This window comes from Mycobacterium sp. E735 (genome assembly GCF_001666955.1).
GTDB lineage: Bacteria > Actinomycetota > Actinomycetes > Mycobacteriales > Mycobacteriaceae > Mycobacterium.
In genome coordinates, this window is record NZ_LZIX01000064.1 from 1 (window position 1) to 19,202 (window position 19,202).

Annotated in this window: 1 protein-coding gene; it reads right to left on the bottom strand. The window is 70.9% G+C overall.

Annotated features, from left to right (window positions below; genetic code table 11):
• Nucleotides 1–19,202, bottom strand: a 19,202-nt coding sequence (locus A5704_RS05050) for a non-ribosomal peptide synthase/polyketide synthase (RefSeq protein ID WP_156737610.1), incomplete at both ends; no start/stop codon positions are given.

A 19,202-nucleotide genomic window follows, 5' to 3' on the forward strand; every position in this document is an offset into this window, starting at 1 on the left:
AGATGCGCCAACCGATTCGACGCCTCGTCCAACTCCCGATACGTCAACGACCGGCCCTCGCACGACACCGCCACCGCACCCGGCGCACGCACCACCTGCGCGCCGAACAACGCCGGAATCGACACCGGCACCCACGGCTCGGCCAACACCGCCCGGTTGCCGAAGTCATCGAGCCTGCGGCGCTCGTCGGCGTCGAGGGCATCGGTCGCCGACAAGCGCCGCTGCGGGTCGGTGGTCATGGCCACCAACACCCGCCGCAGCCGCTCGATCAGCGTTTCGATGGCCTGGGCGTCGAAGACGTCGGCGTCGTATTCGACGCGGAGGCGCAGTTCGTGGCCCGGCTGGGCCTGGATCGTCAGCGGATAATGCGTGGATTCCCGGCTGGCGATGTCGGTGATGGACAGCTCCTGATTGCCGGACAGGGCGGCCGCGTCGATCGGGTAGTTCTCGTAGGCGAACAGGGTGTCGAACAGCTGGTCCTGACCCGTGATGCGGTGAATCTCGTTGAGCGCCAGGTGCTGGTGGTCGAGCGTGTGGTTGTAGGCGCCCTGCAGTTGTTCGAGCAATCCTGCCGCGGTGGTGGTCGGCGTGATGTTCGCCCGCACCGGCACGGTGTTGATCAGCAGACCGACCATCGATTCCGCGCCGGGGATCTCGGCCGGCCGGCCCGAGACCGTGGTGCCGAACGTGACGTCGTGCTGGCCGGTCAGCCAGCACAGCAGTTGCGCGTAGGCGGCCTGCAGCACCGTGTTGACGGTGGTGTGGCAGGAGCGGGCCAGCTCGCCCACTGCGCGCGTGAGGTCGGCGGGCAGCCCTAGCGTCCGAACGCCCTGCTCCCCCGGCCGCAGCCGGTCCCGGCGGCCGACCAGCGTCGGGGTGTCGAAGCCGGCGAACACCTCGGCCCACGCGTCGCGGGCGGCGCCGCGGTCGCGGGCGGCCAACCAGGTGACGAAGCTGCGGTAGGGCGCGGCCGCGGGCAGGCGCTGACCGTGGTAGGCGGAAAAGATGTCGCCCAGCAGGATCGGCATCGACCAGCCGTCGAGAACGATGTGATGGTTGGTCAGCACCAGGTGGTGGCGGTCAATTCCGGTGCGGATCAGGGCAACCCGGAAGGGCGGCTGGTTGGCGAGATCGCACACGGCGGCGCGCTCGGCGGCGCACAGCCGCCGGATCTGCTCGTCGACGTCGTCGCGCAGCTCGATGTACCGCCAGGCCGGGGCGGGCTCTGCGGCGATGACTTGCACCGGCTCGCCGAACCGATCGACGAAGTGGGCCACCAGGTTTGGGTGGCGCCTGACCACGTCGCGCACGGCGTCGCGCAGGCGGCCGGGGTCGAGCGGCCCGGTGACGCTGATGTCGAGCTGTCCCGCGTAAAGGTCGCCGGCATCCTGGCCGGCGCTCCGGACGGTGTTCGCGTGGAAGAGCAGCCCCTGCTGCACCGGGGTCAGCGGGAGCACGTCGGCGACGTCGTGTTGTCGCTGCAGCTGGTCGATCTGCTTCTGGTCGAGGCGGGCGGGCGCGACGTCCGAGGGCGTCAATCCACCGCCGCCCGAACGCACGTGGGCGCAGATCCCGGCCAGGGCCTCGAACCAGAGCCGGCTCAGCCGGCCGACCTGCCCGTCGTCCAGCGCGGAGGGCGCCCAGGTCCAGTTGGCGTGCAGGTGCGCGCCGGATTCGGTGTCGACGGTGGCCGCGTTGAGCTCCAGGGTGTGCATCAGCGGCATGGGGATGGCCGCCGCAGCTGCGGTGACCGAGCCCGGCACCGGTCGCCACATCTCCTCGGACAGCTCGGCCGTACCACCTTGGCGCCCAAGGTAGTTGAATCCGATCGTCGGGTCGGCCCCGTCCAGGGCGGCATCGGCGTTCAGGTAGCGCAGCAACCCGTAGGTCAGCGAGTCCGGGAGGGCGCGCAGCTGCTCCTTGCCGTCCTTGAGGGCCGCGCCAAGCGCGGCGTCACCGGCGACCACCTTCGCCCAGGACAGCCCTCCGACGTTCAAGGCCACCGGGTATTTGGCGGTGAACCATCCCACGGTGTGCGACAGGTCGATGTCGCGGCCGAGCTCCTCGTTGCGGCCGTGGCCCTCGACGTCGATGCCGATCGGCGCGCGGGTGTCGCCCAGGAATTCCCCCACCGCCAAAGCGAACGCGACGAGCAGGATGTCCTGGATGCCGGCGTGAAACGCCGCGGGCACCTCACCGAGCAGCATGCCGGTGGTTTCCGCGTCCAGCTCCACCGACAGGTGCCCGGCGGCGGCGAAGGTGTCCACGTCGGGGCGCACCGTGGGCAGCGCCGCGGGGGTGGCCGCCACCCGCTGCCAGGTGCCCAGGTGGTTCAGGATGTCCGGGTCGCCCGCGCGCTCGGCCAGCCGCGCAGCCCACCGGGCGAACGACGTCCCCGTCGACGGCAGCGCCACCGGCTGCCCGAGCCGGTGCTGGGCCCAGGCGATGTTCAAGTCCTCCAACAGGATTCGCCAGGACACCCCGTCGACGGCCAGGTGGTGGACGATCACCGCCAGCTGGTTGGTGGTGGTCACCCACAGCGCGCTGAGCATCGCCCCGCCGGCCGGGTTCAACCGCGAGCGGGCCTCGACGAGTGCCGCGTCGGACAGCTCGCCCACCGTTTGCAGGCAGTCGCGGGCGTGCACCGTACCGGGCTCGGGCACGGTCGGCGACCATTCGTCGTCGAGGCGCAGGCGCAGCATGCCGTGCCGGTCGAGCAGGGCCTGCAGCACCACCAGCACGTCGGCCTCGCCCACCGCGGCGGGGGCCTGCACCAGCATCGTCTGGTTGAACTGGTCGACCGGCCCGTCCACGCCGCGCAGCCAATGCATGATCGGGGTGGCCGCCACCGGACCCACGCCCTCGTCGATCACGCCAGTGCCCGCCTCGGCCACCTCGGCCACCCGCGCCAGCCGGGCGACGGTCTGCTCGACGAACAGGTCGCGCGTGCGGCAGATCAGGCCGGCGGCCCGTGCCCGGGTCACCACTTGCATCGACGAGATGCTGTCGCCGCCCAGATCGAAGAAGGAGTCGTCCACCCCAACCCGGTCGAGTCCGAGCACCTGGGCGTAGATGCCGGCCAGGATCTCCTCGACGGCGTTGCCCGGGGCGCGGTACTGCTCGCCGTCGGAATACTCCGGTGCGGGCAATGCGCGGGTGTCGAGCTTGCCGTTGGGTGTGAGCGGCAGGGCCGGCATCGCGACCACGGCGGCGGGAATCATGTAGGCCGGCAACCGCTCCGCCAGCGCGGCGCGGACCTCGACCGGATCGGCCTGCCCGGTGAGGTAGGCCACCAGGCGCTTGTCACCGGGACGGTCCTCGCGGGCGACGACCACCGCCTGCTCCACCCCGTCCAGCCAGGCCAGGGCGGCGCGCACGTCGCCGAGCTCGATCCGGTAACCGCGGATCTTGACCTGCTCGTCTACCCGGCCCAGGTAGTCCAGTTGGCCGTCCGCGCGCCAGCGCACCAGGTCCCCGGTGCGGTACATGCGGGTGCCGGCCCCGCCGAACGGGCAGGCCACGAACCGCGACGCGGTCAGACCGGCCCGCTGCCAGTAGCCGCAGGCGACACCCGAACCGGCCACGTACAACTCGCCGACCACGCCGACGGGCACCGGCCGCAGGCGCTCGTCGAGGACGAACAACGCGCCGCCGGGCACCGGTGACCCGATCGGCACCACACCCGATTCCGCGGACGCGGCGGTCAGGGGTTCGCTGACCGCCGCGTACACGGTGGCCTCGGTGGGGCCGTAGGCGTTGATCATCGTCCGGTCCGCCCCCCACCGGTCGACCAGCTCGGCGGGGCACGCCTCGCCGGCCACCACCAGGGTGACCGACTCCAGCCCCTCGGGTGACAACATCGCCGCCGCGGACGGGGTCTGGCTCAGCACGCCGACGCGTTCGGCCACCAGCAGTGCGTGGAGGTCTTCCGGTGCCCGGGCGACCGACTCGGGCACCACGACCAGCCGTCCGCCGTGCAGCAGGGCACCGAAGATCTCGTGCACCGAGACGTCGAAGGCCAGGGAATGCCACTGCGACCAGACCCCACCGCGCGGCAGGCCGGCATCCATACGCGCGAGAAGTTGCGTCGCGTTGCGATGCGTGACCGCAACGCCTTTGGGGACACCGGTGGTGCCGGACGTGTAGATCAGGTAGGCGAAGTCCTCGGGGCCGGGCGCGGTCGGCGCCGGGTCCGGCTGGGCGCCGCCTTCCAGGTCACCGACGTCGATGACGGGCACGTCGTGCCCGCCGAGCCGGTCGGCCAGGTCGGCGGTGGTGAGGACGGCCATCGGCGCGGCATCGGATAGCACGAAGCCGATCCGGGCCTCCGGCAGCGCCGGATCGATCGGCAGGTAGGCCGCGCCGGACTTGAGCACCGCCAGGATCGCCACGATCGCCTCGGAAGAACGCGGAAACAGCAGTGCCACAAACCGTCCCGGGCCGGCCCCCCGCCCGGCCAACACGCGCGCCAGCCCCTCCGCCGCGGCGTCCAGTTCGCGGTAGGTCATGGACCGGCCGTCGCACACGAGTGCCACCGCTTCGGGCGTGCGGGCCAGCTGCGCGGCGAACAGCTGCGGAATGGACACCGGCGCGGCGGGCGGCCCGGTCAGCGCCGCGCGGTTCCCGATCTGGTCGAGGCGGGCATGCTCGGCCGCGTCGAGCAAATCCACCGCCGACAGCGATCGGGTGGGGTCGACGGTCATCGCCGTCAGCACCCGCTGCAATCGGCCGACGAGCGCCTCGACGCTGTCCGCGTCGAACACGTCGGTGCGGAACTCCACCGTCCCGCCGATGCCGGCGGGCTCACCCGCCTCGCTCCAGCGCTCGGCCAACGAGAACGTCAGATCCATGCGGGCGGTCTGGGTGTCCACCGGCATCGGCGTGATCTCGACGTCGCCCAGGGTCAGCCCGGCGACCGGGCCACCGCCTTGCCCGGCGAAGTTCTGCCAGGCCAGCATCACCTGGACCAGCGGATGATGGGTCAGGCTTCGGGTGGGGTTGAGCCGCTCGACGAGAACCTCGAAGGGCACGTCTTGGTGTTCGTAGGCGGCCAGGCTGCGCTGCCGCACCTGCGACAGCAGGTCGGCGAAGGTGGGGTCGCCGCCCAGCTCTGTCAGGTCGACCCGCAGCACCAGGGTGTTGACGAAGAATCCGACCAGCTCGTCGAGGGCGGGGTCGCGCCGCCCGGCGATCGGGAAGCCCACGGCCACATCGGAACTCGCGGTCGTCTTCGCGAGCAGCACCGCCAGCGCGGCCTGCACGACCATGAAGCTCGTCGCGTTGTGCTGGCGGGCCAGCTCGCCGACGCGCCGCTGCAGCTCGGCCGGCCAGTCAACTTCCACGGTGGCGCCCCGCTGATCGGCGACCAGCGGGTAGGGCCGGTCGGTGGGCAGCGGAAGCCGGTCGGGCATGCCGGCCAACGCGCCTTCCCAGTAGGCCAGCTGGGCGGCGATGGGGCTGGTGCGGTCGTCGAGATCGCCGAGCTGCGCGCGCTGCCACAGCGTGTAATCGACGTATTGCACCGCCAGCGGCGCCCAGCCGGGGGCGTGTCCGGCACACCGGCTCGCATACGCGACGCCCAGGTCGCGTACCAGCGGGGTGATCGACATCCCGTCGGCGGCGATGTGGTGCACCACGGCCACCAGCACGTGCTCGTCGTCGTCGATGCGGAAAAGCTCTGCCCGCAAGGGAATTTCGGTTGCGAGGTCGAAGGTGTAGCGCGCCGTGGCGCCGATGGCTTCGTCGAGCTGGCCGGCGGACCATGTGCCCGCGTCGACGACCGACCACCCGAAGCCCGCTTTCTCGACCGGGGTCACCAGCTGCTGGGGCGTGCCCTCGGGCGCGGCGATCAGGGTGCGCAGGCTCTCGTGGCGCGCCACCACGTCGGCCAGCGCCGCACCCAGCGCGTCCGCGTCGAGGCGACCACTGAGCCGCAGCGCCGCCGCCATGTTGTAAACCGGTGACGGGCCTTGCAATTGGTCGAGGAACCACAAGCGGTTCTGCGCGAATGACAGCGGGACGACCGCGGGCCGCTCGGCGGCCACCAAGGGCTCCAGGCCGTTCGTGCCCTCGTCGATCCGCAGCGCCAGCTGGGCCACCGTCGGCGCCTCGAACACCACGCGGACCGGGACACCGGCACCGAGGTTGCTGTTGATGGCGGCGACGAGACCCATCGCGGAGATGCTTTCGCCGCCGAGTTCGAAGAAGGAGTCGTCGATGCCGACGCGATCGAGGCCCAGGACGTCGGCGAAGATGGTGGCGAGAATCTCTTCGGTCGGGTTCTGCGGGGCGCGGTAGCGGCCGGCGCCGTATTCGGGGGCCGGCAGCGCGCGGGTGTCCAGCTTGCCATTGGCGGTCAGCGGCAGGGCTTGCAGGCCCACGATCGCGGCGGGCACCATGAACGCCGGCAACCGCTCGGAAAGCCGCGCCCTCAGCTGAGCCGGGTCGGCCGCGCCCGTGATGTAACCGACCAGACGCTTGTCACCGGGGCGATCCTCACGCGCGATCACCACCGCCTGCCCCACCCCGTCCAAAGCGCTCAACGCGGCCTGGATCTCACCGAGCTCGATGCGATACCCGCGGACCTTGACCTGCTCATCGGCGCGACCGAAGTATTGCAGTTGCCCGTCGCGGTTCCAACGCACCAGATCGCCGGTGCGATACATCCGCGTTGCAATCCCGCCGAACGGGCAGGCGACAAATCTCGACGCCGTCAGCCCGGGCCGGCCGAGATATCCAGTGGCCAAACCGGATCCGGCCACATACAGCTCCCCGACCACGCCCTCGGGCACCGGGCGCAACGACCCGTCGAGCACGAACAGCGCCGCACCGGGCACCGGCGAGCCGATCGGAGGCACCCCTGACCCCGCGACGAGCGGGGTGCTGATCGCGACACACATCGTGGTCTCGGTCGGCCCATAGGCGTTGACCAGCACCCGCCCCGGCGCCCACCGGTCCACCACCTCGGGCGGGCAGGCCTCCCCGGCCATCACCACCGCCACGTCGTCCAAACCGGCCGGGTCCAGCATCGCCACCGCCGACGGCGTCTGGGTCAGAACACTGACGCCGTGGGCGCGCAGCACCGCATGGAAGTCCAGCGGTGAACCCGCCACGGATTCGGGCACCACAACCAGTCGCCCCCCGCGCAACAGCGGGGCGAAGATCTCCCACACCGACACGTCGAAGGCCAGCGAATGCGCATGCGACCACACCCCGGGCGCCGGCAACCCGCCATCCAGCGAGCCGATCAACTGCGTCACGTTACGATGCGTGACGCCAACACCTTTGGGCACACCCGTGGTACCCGAGGTGTAGATCACGTAGGCCAGCCCGTCGGCGTCCGGCTCCGCCAGGGCGGTGTCGGGCACGGTGTCGAGGCGCCGATCGTCGACGTCCACCACGGGCACTCCGCGGCCCTCGAATCGCGCCGCCAGATCGGCGGTGCTGACCGCGACCACGGGGGCGGCGTCACCGAGCATGAACTCGATCCGGGTATCCGGGGAGGAAGGGTCGATCGGCAGGTAGGCCGCCCCGGTCTTGAGCACCGCGAGCATGGCCGCGATCGCCTCGGCCGACCGCGAAAACAGCAGTGCCACAATCCGTCCCGGGCCCGCGCCGTGGGCCACCAACTGGCGCGCCAGCCGGGTCGAAGCCTCATCCAGCTCGCGGTAGGTCACCGACAGGCCCGCACCCGACACCGCCACCGCCCCAGGCGCGCGTGCCACCTGCGCAGCGAACAACCCGGGCACCGACACCGACCCCGGCACCGGTCCACTCAAAGCCGCCCGATTGCCGAACGCGTCCAGCCGAGACCGCTCGGCCTCATCGAGCACATCCACCGACGACAACGCCCGGCCGGGGTCGGCGGTCGTGGCCGAAAGGACGCGCCGCAGCCGCGCGATCAGCGTTTCGATGGTGTCGGCGTCGAAGACGTCGGTGCGGAATTCCACCCGGCCGCCGATGCCGGCGGCCTCCCCCGTCTCGCTGAAGCGTTCGGCGAGGGAGAACACCAAATCCATCCGGGCGGACTCGGTGTCGACCGGCACGGAGGTGACGTCGAGGTCGCCCAGCGCAAGACCGGCGGCCGGATCGTCGTGGCCGGCGAAGTTCTGCCAGGCCAACATGACCTGCACCAGCGGGTGGTGGGTCAGGCTGCGGGCCGGGTTGAGCCGCTCGACGAGCAACTCGAACGGCACGTCTTGATGCTCGAACGCCTCCAGGCTGCGCGCCTGGACGCGTGCCAGCAGTTCGGCGAAAGTGGGGTCGCCGGCCAGGTCGACGCGCAGCACCAACGTGTTGACGAAGAAACCGACGAGCGCGTCCAGGGCGCGGTCGCGGCGCCCGGCGATCGGAAAGCCGATCGGAATATCCGAGCCGGCACCGACTTTCGACAGCAGCACGGCCAGCGCGGCCTGCACCACCATGAACGTGGTCGCGTTGTGCTCGCGGGCCATCCGGCGAACCTGCTGCTGCAGCTCCGACGGCCAATCCACGACGACGCTGGCGCCGCGCTGGTCGGCGACGGGCGGGTAGGGCCGGTCGGTGGGCAGCTGCAACCGCTCGGGCATCCCGGCCAGCGCGTCCCGCCAGTAGGACAGCTGGGCCGCGATGGGGCTCCGGCTGTCGTCCAGTTCACCGAACTGCGCGCGCTGCCACAGCGTGTAGTCGACGTACTGCACCGGCAGGTCGGCCCAGCCGGGCGCCTCCCCCGCGCATCGGCCGGCGTACGCGACACTGAGGTCGGCGGCCAGCGGCGTGAGGGACAGGCCGTCCGCGGCGATGTGGTGCACGACGATCACCAGCAGGTGTTCCCGCTCGCCGAGGGCGAAAAGCTTTGCGCGCAGCGGGGTCTCGGTGGCCAGGTCGAAGGTGTGGCGTGTCGTCGCCGCGATGGCCTCGTCCACCTCGCCCGCCGGGGATCCGGTGGCATCGACGATTTCCCAGCCGAAGTCGGCCTCCTCGGCGGGTACCACCAGCTGCTGGGGCGTTCCGTGGCGGGCGGGGAACAGCGTGCGCAGGCTCTCGTGGCGGTTCACCACATCGTCCAGCGCCGCGCGCAGCGCGCCGGCGTCGAGGCGCCCGCGCAGCCGCAACGCGGCCGCCATGTTGTAGATCGGCGATGGGCCCTGCAGCTGCTGGATGAACCACAACCGGCTCTGCGCGAACGACAACGGGATCACCGCCGGGCGGTCGCCGGCGACCAGCGGCTGCAGGCGCCCCGCGGTCTCGCCGATGCGGGGGGCCAGTTGCGCGACCGTCGGCGCCTCGAACACGGCACGCACCGGCAGCTCGGTCTCGAGTGAGCCGTTGATCGCCGCGATCAGGCGCATCGTGGACAGCGAATCACCGCCGAGATCGAAGAACGAGTCGTCGACCCCGACGCGTTCGACGCCGAGTACCTCGGCGTAGATGCCGGCCAAAATCTCCTCGACCGCCGTGCTCGGGGCGCGGTAGTTGCCGGCGTCTTGGTAGTCCGGGGCGGGCAGGGCGCGGGTGTCGAGCTTGCCGTTGACGGTCATGGGCAGCGCCGGGAGGACGACGACCGCGGCCGGGACCATGTAGGCGGGCAGCCGTTCGGCCAGCGCGGCGCGGGCGTTGCCCGCGTCCACCGTCCCGGTGACGTAACCCACCAGCCGTTTGTCGCCGCGGTCCTCACGGGGGACGACCACCGCCTGCTCGACACCGTCCAAAGCGCTCAGGGCGGACTGGATTTCGCCGAGTTCGATGCGATAGCCGCGGATCTTGACCTGTTCGTCGGCACGGCCGAGGTAGCGCAGTTGCCCGTCGGGCCCCCAGCACACCAGGTCGCCGGTGCGGTACATCCGGGTCCCCGGTGCGCCGAACGGGCAGGCCATGAAGCGCGACGCCGTCAACCCCGATCGGCGCCAATACCCGACACCGACCCCGTCGCCCGCCAGGTACAGCTCGCCGACCACCCCGGGCGGAACCGGTTGCAGCCATTCGTCCAGCACGAAGAATGCCGCCCTCGTCACCGGTGCGCCGATCGGCGGGAAGCCAGATCCCGCCGCCAGCGGCGCGCTCTTGCAGGCCCACATCGTGGTTTCGGTTGGGCCGTAGACGTTGACCATCACCCGCCCCGGCGCCCAGCGATCCACCAGCTCGGGCGGGCAGGGCTCGGCCCCGATCACGAGCGCGGTCGCATCCAGCCCGTCGGTCGGCAACATCCCCACGGCCGAGGGGGTTTGGGTGAGCACGGTGACACCCTCGGCGACCAGGAGGGCGTGGAATTCCTGCGGTGAGCGGGCCACCGATTCGGGCACCACCACCAGCCGCCCGCCGTGCAGCAGCGCACCCCAGATCTCCCAGACCGAGAAGTCGAAGGCGTAGGAGTGGAACTGGGTCCAGACCTGCCCCGGTGACATCTCGATGCCGATCCGCAGCGAGTCGAAGAGCTGCGCGACGTTGTATTGGGTTACCGCAACACCTTTCGGGACACCGGTGGTCCCGGAGGTGTAGATGATGTGCGCGAGGTCGTCGGGCGCGGGCGCCGGTGGCGCCGTTCCGGGCTGGCTGTCCAGGGCGGGGCCGCCGACGTCGACGACCGCCAGGTCGAACCCGTGCAACCGCTCGGTCAGCGCCGCGGTGGTGACCACGGCGATCGGTGCGGCGTCGGTGAGCATGAACTCCATCCGGGCCGCCGGCAGCGCCGGGTCGATCGGCAGGTATGCCGCCCCGGATTTGAGCGCGGCCACGATCGCCACGATGGCCTCGGCCGAGCGCGAAAAGAGCAGCGCCACACGCTCACCCGGGCCCGCTCCACACCCGATCAGCAGGTGCGCCAAGCGGTTGGCCGCCTCGTCGAGTTCCCGGTATGTCATGGACCGGCCATCGCAGACCACGGCAACCGCGTCGGGCGTGCGCGCCGCCTGCGCGGCGAACAATTCCGGAACCGACACCGGCGTCGCCGGCTCGGTCAGCACTGCCCTGTTGCCCCACCTCTCCAGCCGGGCGTGCTCGCCCGGATCCAGCAGGTCTACCGACGACATCCGCAGCCCCGGGTCGGAGGTGACGGCCACCAGCAGGCGGTGCACCCGCTCGATCAACGTCACGACGGTGTCGGCGTCGAAAACGTCGGTACGGTATTCCGCCGTCACGCCGATGCCCGCGTGCTGGCCGGCCTCGGTCCAGCGGTCGGACAGCGAGAACGTCAAATCCATTCGCGCCGTGTGGGTTTCGACCGGCATCGCGGTGGCCCGGACATCGCCGAGGGCCAACGTGGCGGTGGGATTGCTGTCATAGCCGGGGAAGTTCTCCCAGCCCAACAACACCTGGATCAACGGATGATGGGCCAGGCTGCGGGTGGGATTGAGCCGATCCACCAGGAACTCGAACGGCACATCCTGGTGCTCGAACGCGGCGAGGCTACGCCGTCGCACCTGCGCCAGCAGCTCGGCGAAGGTGGGATCGCCGGCCAGGTCGACCCGCAGCACCAGTGTGTTGACGAAAAAACCCACCAGCTCGTCCAGCGCGGGATCGCGGCGCCCGGCGATCGGGAACCCCACCGCCACATCGTCGCTGGCGCTGATCTTCGACAGCAGCGCGGCGAAGGCGGCCTGAATCACCATGAAGCTGGTCGCGTTGTGCTCGCGCGCTACCCGACGGATCTGCTGCTGGACCTCCGTCGGCCAGTCCACCGCCAGCCGGGCCCCCCGGTGGTCGGCGACCGGCGGGTAGGGCCGATCGGTGGGCAGCTGCAAGCGCTCGGGCATCCCGGCCAGCGCGTCCTGCCAGAAGTCCAGCTGGGCGGCGATCCGGCTCTGGCTGTCGTCCAGGTCGCCGAATTGCGCGCGCTGCCAAAGCGTGTAGTCGACGTACTGCACCGACAGCGGCGCCCATTCCGGGGCCTGCCCGGCGCACCGCGCCGCGTACGCGACGCCCAGATCACGCGCCATCGGGGCGATCGACCACCCGTCGGCGGCGATGTGGTGCACCACGACCACCAGCACATGGTCGTCGTCGGCGGTGGTGAAAAGCTCCGCGTGTAAAGGTATTTCGTTCGCCAGGTCGAACGCGTAGCCGGCGACGGCATCGGTGCCCTCGCGCAGCCGGCCTTCCGGCCAGCCCCGGGCGTCGACGACGTTCCACCCCAATCGGGCGCGTTCGGCGGGGAGCACCACCTGGTGGGGGGTGCCGTCGTGAACCGCGAACAGTGTCCGCAGGCTTTCGTGGCGGTCGACGACGTCGGCCAGCGCCGCGCCCAGCGCGTCCGCGTCGACGCGCCCTCGCAGCCGCAACGCGACCGCGACGTTGTAGATGGGCGAGGGTCCCTGGAACTGGTCGATGAACCACAACCGGCTCTGCGCGAACGACAGCGGGATGAGCTCGGGCCGCTCGCCGGACACCAGCGGCTCCAGCCGGGCGGCCTCCCCGCCGGTGAGGCGGGCCAGCTCGGCGACGGTGGGCGCGTCGAACACGGCGCGCACCCCGAGGTCGGAATTCACGCTGGCGTTGACCGCGGCGATCAGGCGCATGGCCGACAGCGAGTCCCCGCCGAGGTCGAAGAACGAGTCGTCCACCCCGACCCGCTCCAGGCCCAGAACCTGGCCGAAGATGCCGACCAGGATCTCCTCGACCGCATTCGACGGGGCCCGATAACGATCGGCGTCCTGATAGTCGGGTGCGGGCAGCGCCTTGCGGTCGAGCTTGCCCGAGGAGGTCAGCGGGAATTCCTCGAGCGCCACGATGTGCGACGGCACCATGTAGTCGGGCAGCCACGCGCTGATCCGTTCGCGCACCGCGGCGATCTTCGTGTTGGCGTGCGGGTCGTTGGCGTAGCTGGTGCGTTGCCGGGCCCGGGCGGGCGGCAGGTAGACGTCGGTCAGCCGAACATCGGAGTCGGTGAAAACCGCACTGAGCGTGCCGGGTTGGGTGCCCCAGGTGACGGCGACGTGATATCCGGCGGACTCGCCGAGGCGATGCAATCGTTCCGCGACGGTGGCGCCGGTGATCGCGCCGGCTTGGGCCAACGCTTCGGGGATGGGCAGCCCCGCGGCGAGCGCGGATTCGATACGGACGTCGGCGATCACCCCCACGTGCGGGATGTCGGTGACGCGGACCTCGGCGGGCCGCTCCGACGTCAGCCTGTCGTGCAGCGCGTCCAGGCCCGCACATTGCGCCCACGCCCAGACGGGCGCGCCGGCCACCGAGCGAAGGGGTGCGGGAGCCTTGTGGATGGTGACGTCGTAGCGGTACCGGTTCAGTTCGTTGTCGGCCATGCCGCGCTTGACCCGGATGTCCAGCCCGCCCGCGGATTCGTGACCGCCGACCCAGCTGGTGAAAAACTCGGGCGCCAAAAGCAATTCGGTCTCGCCGAGCATCGCGTGCCGGACGCGCTGGCGGATCTCGGCGGCGTCGCCGGCGCCGGCATCCGTACGGGCCAGCGCGATGCCGGTCTGGAATGCGCTCTGCAGGGCGTGGTTGCGGACGTCACCGATGAACACCGCCCCGCCCGGCGCTAGCAGTTCCATCGCGGCGTCCATGACGCCGGCCAAATATCCCGCGTTGGGGAAGTACTGGACGACGGAGTTGAGGATGACGGTGTCGAAAGAGCCCCGCGGCAGCCCGTCCGTGACGTCGGCCGGCTGGGTCAGCAGCTGAACCCGGTCGCGCCACGGGAGCTGCAATTGCTCCAACGAGCGGGCCAGGTTTTCGATCGCCGCGGCCGAAAAGTCCGTGGCGACATACTGATCGCACTGCGGGGCGATCTGCGACAGCAGCAATCCCGAGCCCGCGCCGATCTCGAGCACTCGCCGCGGTCGCAGCGCCATGATCCGTTCCACCGTGGCGGCACGCCACTCGACCATCTCCTCGAGCGGGATCGGGTCGCCGGTGTAGCTGCTGTTCCAGCCGCGGAAATCCATGCCGAAGCCGGACTCGCCGTCGGCGCCGTACAGGTCGTCGTAAAGGTGCTGCCACTCTTGGACGTTCTCGGCGTCGTCGTCGGCCGTGGTGTTGTGGTCGAGGGTGACGTAGGCGACCAGCTGCGTGCCGGTGGCGCTGTCCTGCACGGTGACGGCGGCCTGGGTTACCTGTGGGCAGGCCAGCAGGGTGTTCTCGATTTCGCCCAGTTCGATGCGCTGCCCGCGCAGCTTGATCTGGGTGTCGGCGCGCCCCAGGTAGTCCAGGGTTCCCTCGGGCGTCCAGCGGGCCAGGTCGCCGGTGCGGTACATCCGTGACCCGGGCGCGCCAAAGGGATTGGCCACGAACCGTTCCGCGGTCAGCTCCACCCGACCCACGTAGCCGTGCGCCAGCGCGGGCCCGATCAGGTACAGCTCCCCCATCACCCCGACCGGCGCCGGGTTAAGCCAGGCGTCGAGCACCAGAGCGGACACGCCCGGAATCGGAGCGCCGATCCGGATCGGTCCGCCCGCCGACAGCGGCGCGCTGGAGGTCACCCAGATCGTGCACTCGGTGGGGCCGTAGACGTTGAACATGCGCCGGCCGGGCGCCCACGCGGCCACCAGCTCCGGCGAAAAGGCCTCTCCACCGACCATCAGCGTGTCGAACCCGTCCAGCCGGGCCGGGTCCAGGGATGCCAGCACCGTAGGGGTCAGGAACGCCGCGCTGACCCGCTGGCTTTCCAGTAGGGCGGTGAGCGGCTCCCCGGCGTAGACCCCCGGCGGCGCCACCACCAGCGCCGCGCCCGACCCGGCGGCCATCACCATTTCGCCGACGGACGCGTCGAACGTCGGCGAGGCCACCATGAGCAGTCGCGTGTCCGGTTGCAGCCCATGCACATCGCGTTCCGCCGCAGCCCAACCCAACAGACCGGCGTGGCTGACCGCCACCCCCTTGGGCGTGCCGGTGGAACCCGACGTGAAGATCACGTACGCGGTGTTGGCCGCCGTCAGCGGCGCGAGCCGCTCGGTGTCGGCGATCGCTTCCGCGGAGTACCCCGACAACTCGTCGATCCGGACCACCGGGCGCGCGCCGGCACCGGCCACGTCGTCGGCGCCGCAGGCCAACACGCACACCGCCCCCGCGGCGTCCAGCACCGTGGCGACGCGCTCGACGGGATGGTCCAGATCCACCGGCGCATGCACGCCGCCGGCCTTGACCACGGCCCACCACGCGACCACCAACTCCAGACCGCGATCCATCGCCACGCCCACGGCGCGTTCCGGACCAACGCTAGTCTCAATCAGCTTGCGGGCCAACCGGTTTGACCACTCGTCGAGCTCGCGATAGGACAGCGTCCCGGCACCGTCGACCACCGCGGGCGCGTCCGGGTTGCCGGCCACCGCCCCCGCGAGCAGCTGTGGCGCCACACCGACCGGCGCGGCCACACCCGCGCCGGAGAACCGCGACAGCACCAGATCGCGCTCTGCGCGATCCAGCAGGTCGATAGACGACAGGCGCCGGGTCGGATCGGAGGTGATCGCTGCCAGCACCCGCCGGAACCGCTCGACGAGCGCCTCGATGCCCGCGGTGTCGAACACGTCCGCGTCGAACTCGACGTGCAGGCCGAGCTGGCGGCCCGGGAGGGCCTCCACCGTCAGCGGGTAGTGGTTGTACTCGCGGTTGGTGAACTCGGCGATGGCCAACCCGTCGGGGCCCAACTGCATGCCGTCGCCGATCGGGTAATTCTCGTAGACGAAGAGGGTGTCGAACAGTTGCTCGTGGCCGGTGGCGCGGTGAATGTCGCTGAGCGCCAGGTGTTGATGCTCGAGCGTGTCGTTGTGGTCGTCCTGCAGCTGGCGCAGCAGGTCCGCGGTGGTGGTGGTCGCGGTGATGTTCGCCCGCACCGGCACCGTGTTGATCAGCAAGCCGACCATCGATTCCGCGCCGGCCACCTCGAGCTGGCCCACCCGGGATCGCGGGGTGCCGAAGACGACGTCGTGCCGACCCGTCAGCGAGGTCAGCAGCAGCGCATAGGCGCCCTGGAGCACGGTGCTGACCGTGGTGTGGCAGGCGCGGGCCAGTTCGGTGAGGGCGCGGGTGGTTTCCTCGGGCACGCGGAAGGATTGGGTGCCGCGCCGCCCTTGCCCCAACCGGTCCTTGGGGCCGACGAGCGTCGGCGTCTCGAAGTCGGCGAGCGTCTGAGCCCAGGCGTCGCGGGCGGCATCGAGGTTCCGATCGGCCAGCCAGGTGACGAAGCTGCGATAAGGCGCGGCCGCGGGCAGCCGCTCCCCGTAGTAGCTGGTGAAGATCTCGCGCAGCAGGATCGGCAGCGACCACCCGTCGAGCACGATGTGGTGGTTGGTCAGCACCAGCCGGTGCCGGTCTTCCCGGGTGCGGATCAACGCCACCCGGAACGGCGGCTGGTCGGCCAGGTCCCCGACGGCGGCGCGTTCGGCCGCGCATAGGCGCTCGATCTGCTCGTCGGTGTCGAGCTCGACAAATCGCCACGCCACAACGGGATTGACCGGGATGATCTGCACCGGCTCGTCGAACCGTTCGTAAAACCAGGCGGCCAGATGCGGATGACGGTGGATCACGGTGCGCACCGCGTCGTGCAGGCGGTCGGGGTCGAGGGGGCCGGTGAGCGTGAAATCCAGCTGCACGGCGTACATGTCGTCATCGCCGTGGGCGGTGCTGGAGTGGAAGAGCAGGCCCTGCTGCAGTGGGGTCAGCGGCAAGACGTCGGCGAGGTCGTATCGCCGGCCGAGTTCGTCGATCTGCGATTGGCTCAGCCGGGTGGGCGCGATGTCCGATGGCGTCAGACCGCCGCCCCCGGCCCGCACGTTCGCGCAGATGCCGGACAAGGCTTCGAACCACAGCTGACTCAGCCGGCCGATCTGTCCTTCGGTGAGGGCCGACGTCGCCCACGTCCAATCGGCGTGCAATTGCGGGCCGCTGTCGGTGTCGATGGTGCCGGCGTTGAGTTCGACGGTGTGCGCCAACGGCATTGGGATCGCCGCGGCGACCGCCGTCAGGGACAGGCTCTCGGGGTGCAGCCGCCACAAGCCATCGGAGAGCTCGGTTCCGGCGACGAGGCGCCCGAGGTAGTTGAACCCGATCGTCGGGTCGGCGCCGCCCAGCTCGACGTCATCGTTGAGGTAGCGCAGCACGCCATACGTCAGCGGGTGCGGCACCGCGCGGAGTTGTTCCTTGGCGTCTTTGATCACGCTTCCCAGCGCCGGGTCGCCGGCCCGCACCTGGGCCCAGGCCGGCCCGCCGACCGTCAGCGACACCGGGTATTTGGTGGTGAACCAGCCGATCGTGCGCGAGAGGTCCACGTGGGGCGCGACTTCCTCGTGGCGGCCGTGGCCCTCGACGTCGATGCCGACCGGCCCGCGGGCAGAAAGGTTGGGGCCCAGGAACTCCGCGCACGCCAACCCGAACGCGATCAACAGAATGTCTTGCACGCCGGTGTGGAATGCCGCCGGCGCCTCCCCGAGCAGCGTCCGGGTGTCCTCTACGTCCAGCGACGCCGACAGATGCCCGGCTGTGGCGTAGGTGTCCCCGGGCCGCACCGCCGGCAAGGCGGACGGTGTGGCCGCGATCCGCTTCCAGGCGCCCGCCTGGTCGACGACCTCCGGACGGCGGGCGTGTTCGCGGAGCAGCGTTGCCCACCGCGCGTATGACGTCCCGCCCACCGGCAACGCGGCCGGCTGGCCGCCCCGCCCCTGGGCGAAGGCGATGTTCAAGTCCTCCAACAGGATTCGCCACGACACCCCGTCGATGGCCAGGTGGTGAACGACCAACGCCAGCTGGCTCGTGGGGGCGGCCCACACCGCGCTGAGCATCGCCCCGGTGGCGGGGTTCAGCCTCGACCGCGCCTCCACCAACGCCTCATCGGACAGCACGTCCACCGACCGCAGGCACGCGGTCGCGTCGACGGCGCCCGCGTCGGGCACCCATAGGGACCACCCGTTGTCGCCGTCGCCCTCGACGCGTAGCCGCAGCATGGCGTGCCGGTCGAGGACGGCCTGCAGCCCTCCCGCGACGTCGGCCTCGGTCGCGCCGACGGGCGCCTGGAGCACCATCGTCTGGTTGAACTCGGCGATCGGACCACCAATCTCGCGCAGCCACCGCATGATCGGGGTGGCCAGCACCGGTCCGAGGCCCTCGTCGGCCGCGGCGGTGTCGCCGTCGACGACCCCGGCCACGGTCGCCAGGCGGGCGACGGTCTGCTCGACGAAGACGTCCCGCGGGCGGCACGTCAGGCCCGCGGCCCGCGCTCGCGAGACCACTTGCAGCGCCAGGATGCTGTCGCCGCCGAGTTCGAAGAAGGAGTCGTCGATGCCGACGCGATCGAGGCCCAGGACGTCGGCGAAGACGGTGGCCAGGATCTCTTCGGTCGGGTTCTGCGGGGCGCGGTAGCGGTCGGCGCCGTATTCGGGGGCCGGCAGCGCGCGGATGTCCAGTTTGCCGTTGGCGGTCAGCGGCAGGGCTTGCAGGCCCACGATCGCGGCGGGCACCATGAACGCCGGCAACCGCTCGGAAAGCTCTGCCCGCAGCCGCGCCGGGTCGGCCGCGCCCGTGATGTAACCGACCAGACGCTTGTCACCGGGGCGATCCTCACGCGCGATCACCACCGCCTGCCCCACCCCGTCCAACGCGCTCAACGCGGCCTGGATCTCACCCAACTCGATGCGATACCCGCGGACCTTGACCTGCTCATCGCCGCGACCCAGGTAGCGCAACTGCCCATCGCCACCCCAACACGCCAGATCCCCGGTCCGGTACATCCGCAGCCCCGGCGCCCCGAACGGACACGCCACAAACCGCGCACCGGTCAGCCCGGCCCGGCCGAGATATCCAGTGGCCAAACCGGATCCGGCCACATACAGCTCCCCGACCACGCCCTCGGGCACCGGGCGCAACCAGGCATCGAGCACGAACAGCGCCGCACCGGGCACCGGCGAGCCGATCGGCGCCACCCCAGACCCGGCCTGCAGGGGCGCGCTGATCGCCACACACATCGTGGTCTCGGTCGGCCCATAGGCGTTGACCAGCACCCGTCCCGACGCCCACCGATCGACCACCTCGGGCGGGCAGGCCTCCCCGGCCAACACCACCGCCACCCCGTCCAGGCCCGTGGGGTCGAGCATCGCCACCGCCGACGGTGTCTGGGTCAACACGCTCACGCCCTCGGCCACAAGGAGGGCGTGCAAGTCTTCCGGCGCGCGCGCGGTGTCGTCGTCGACCACCACCACCCGGCCCCCGCGCAACAGCGGGGCGAAGATCTCCCACACCGACACGTCGAAGGCCAGCGAATGCGCATGCGACCACACCCC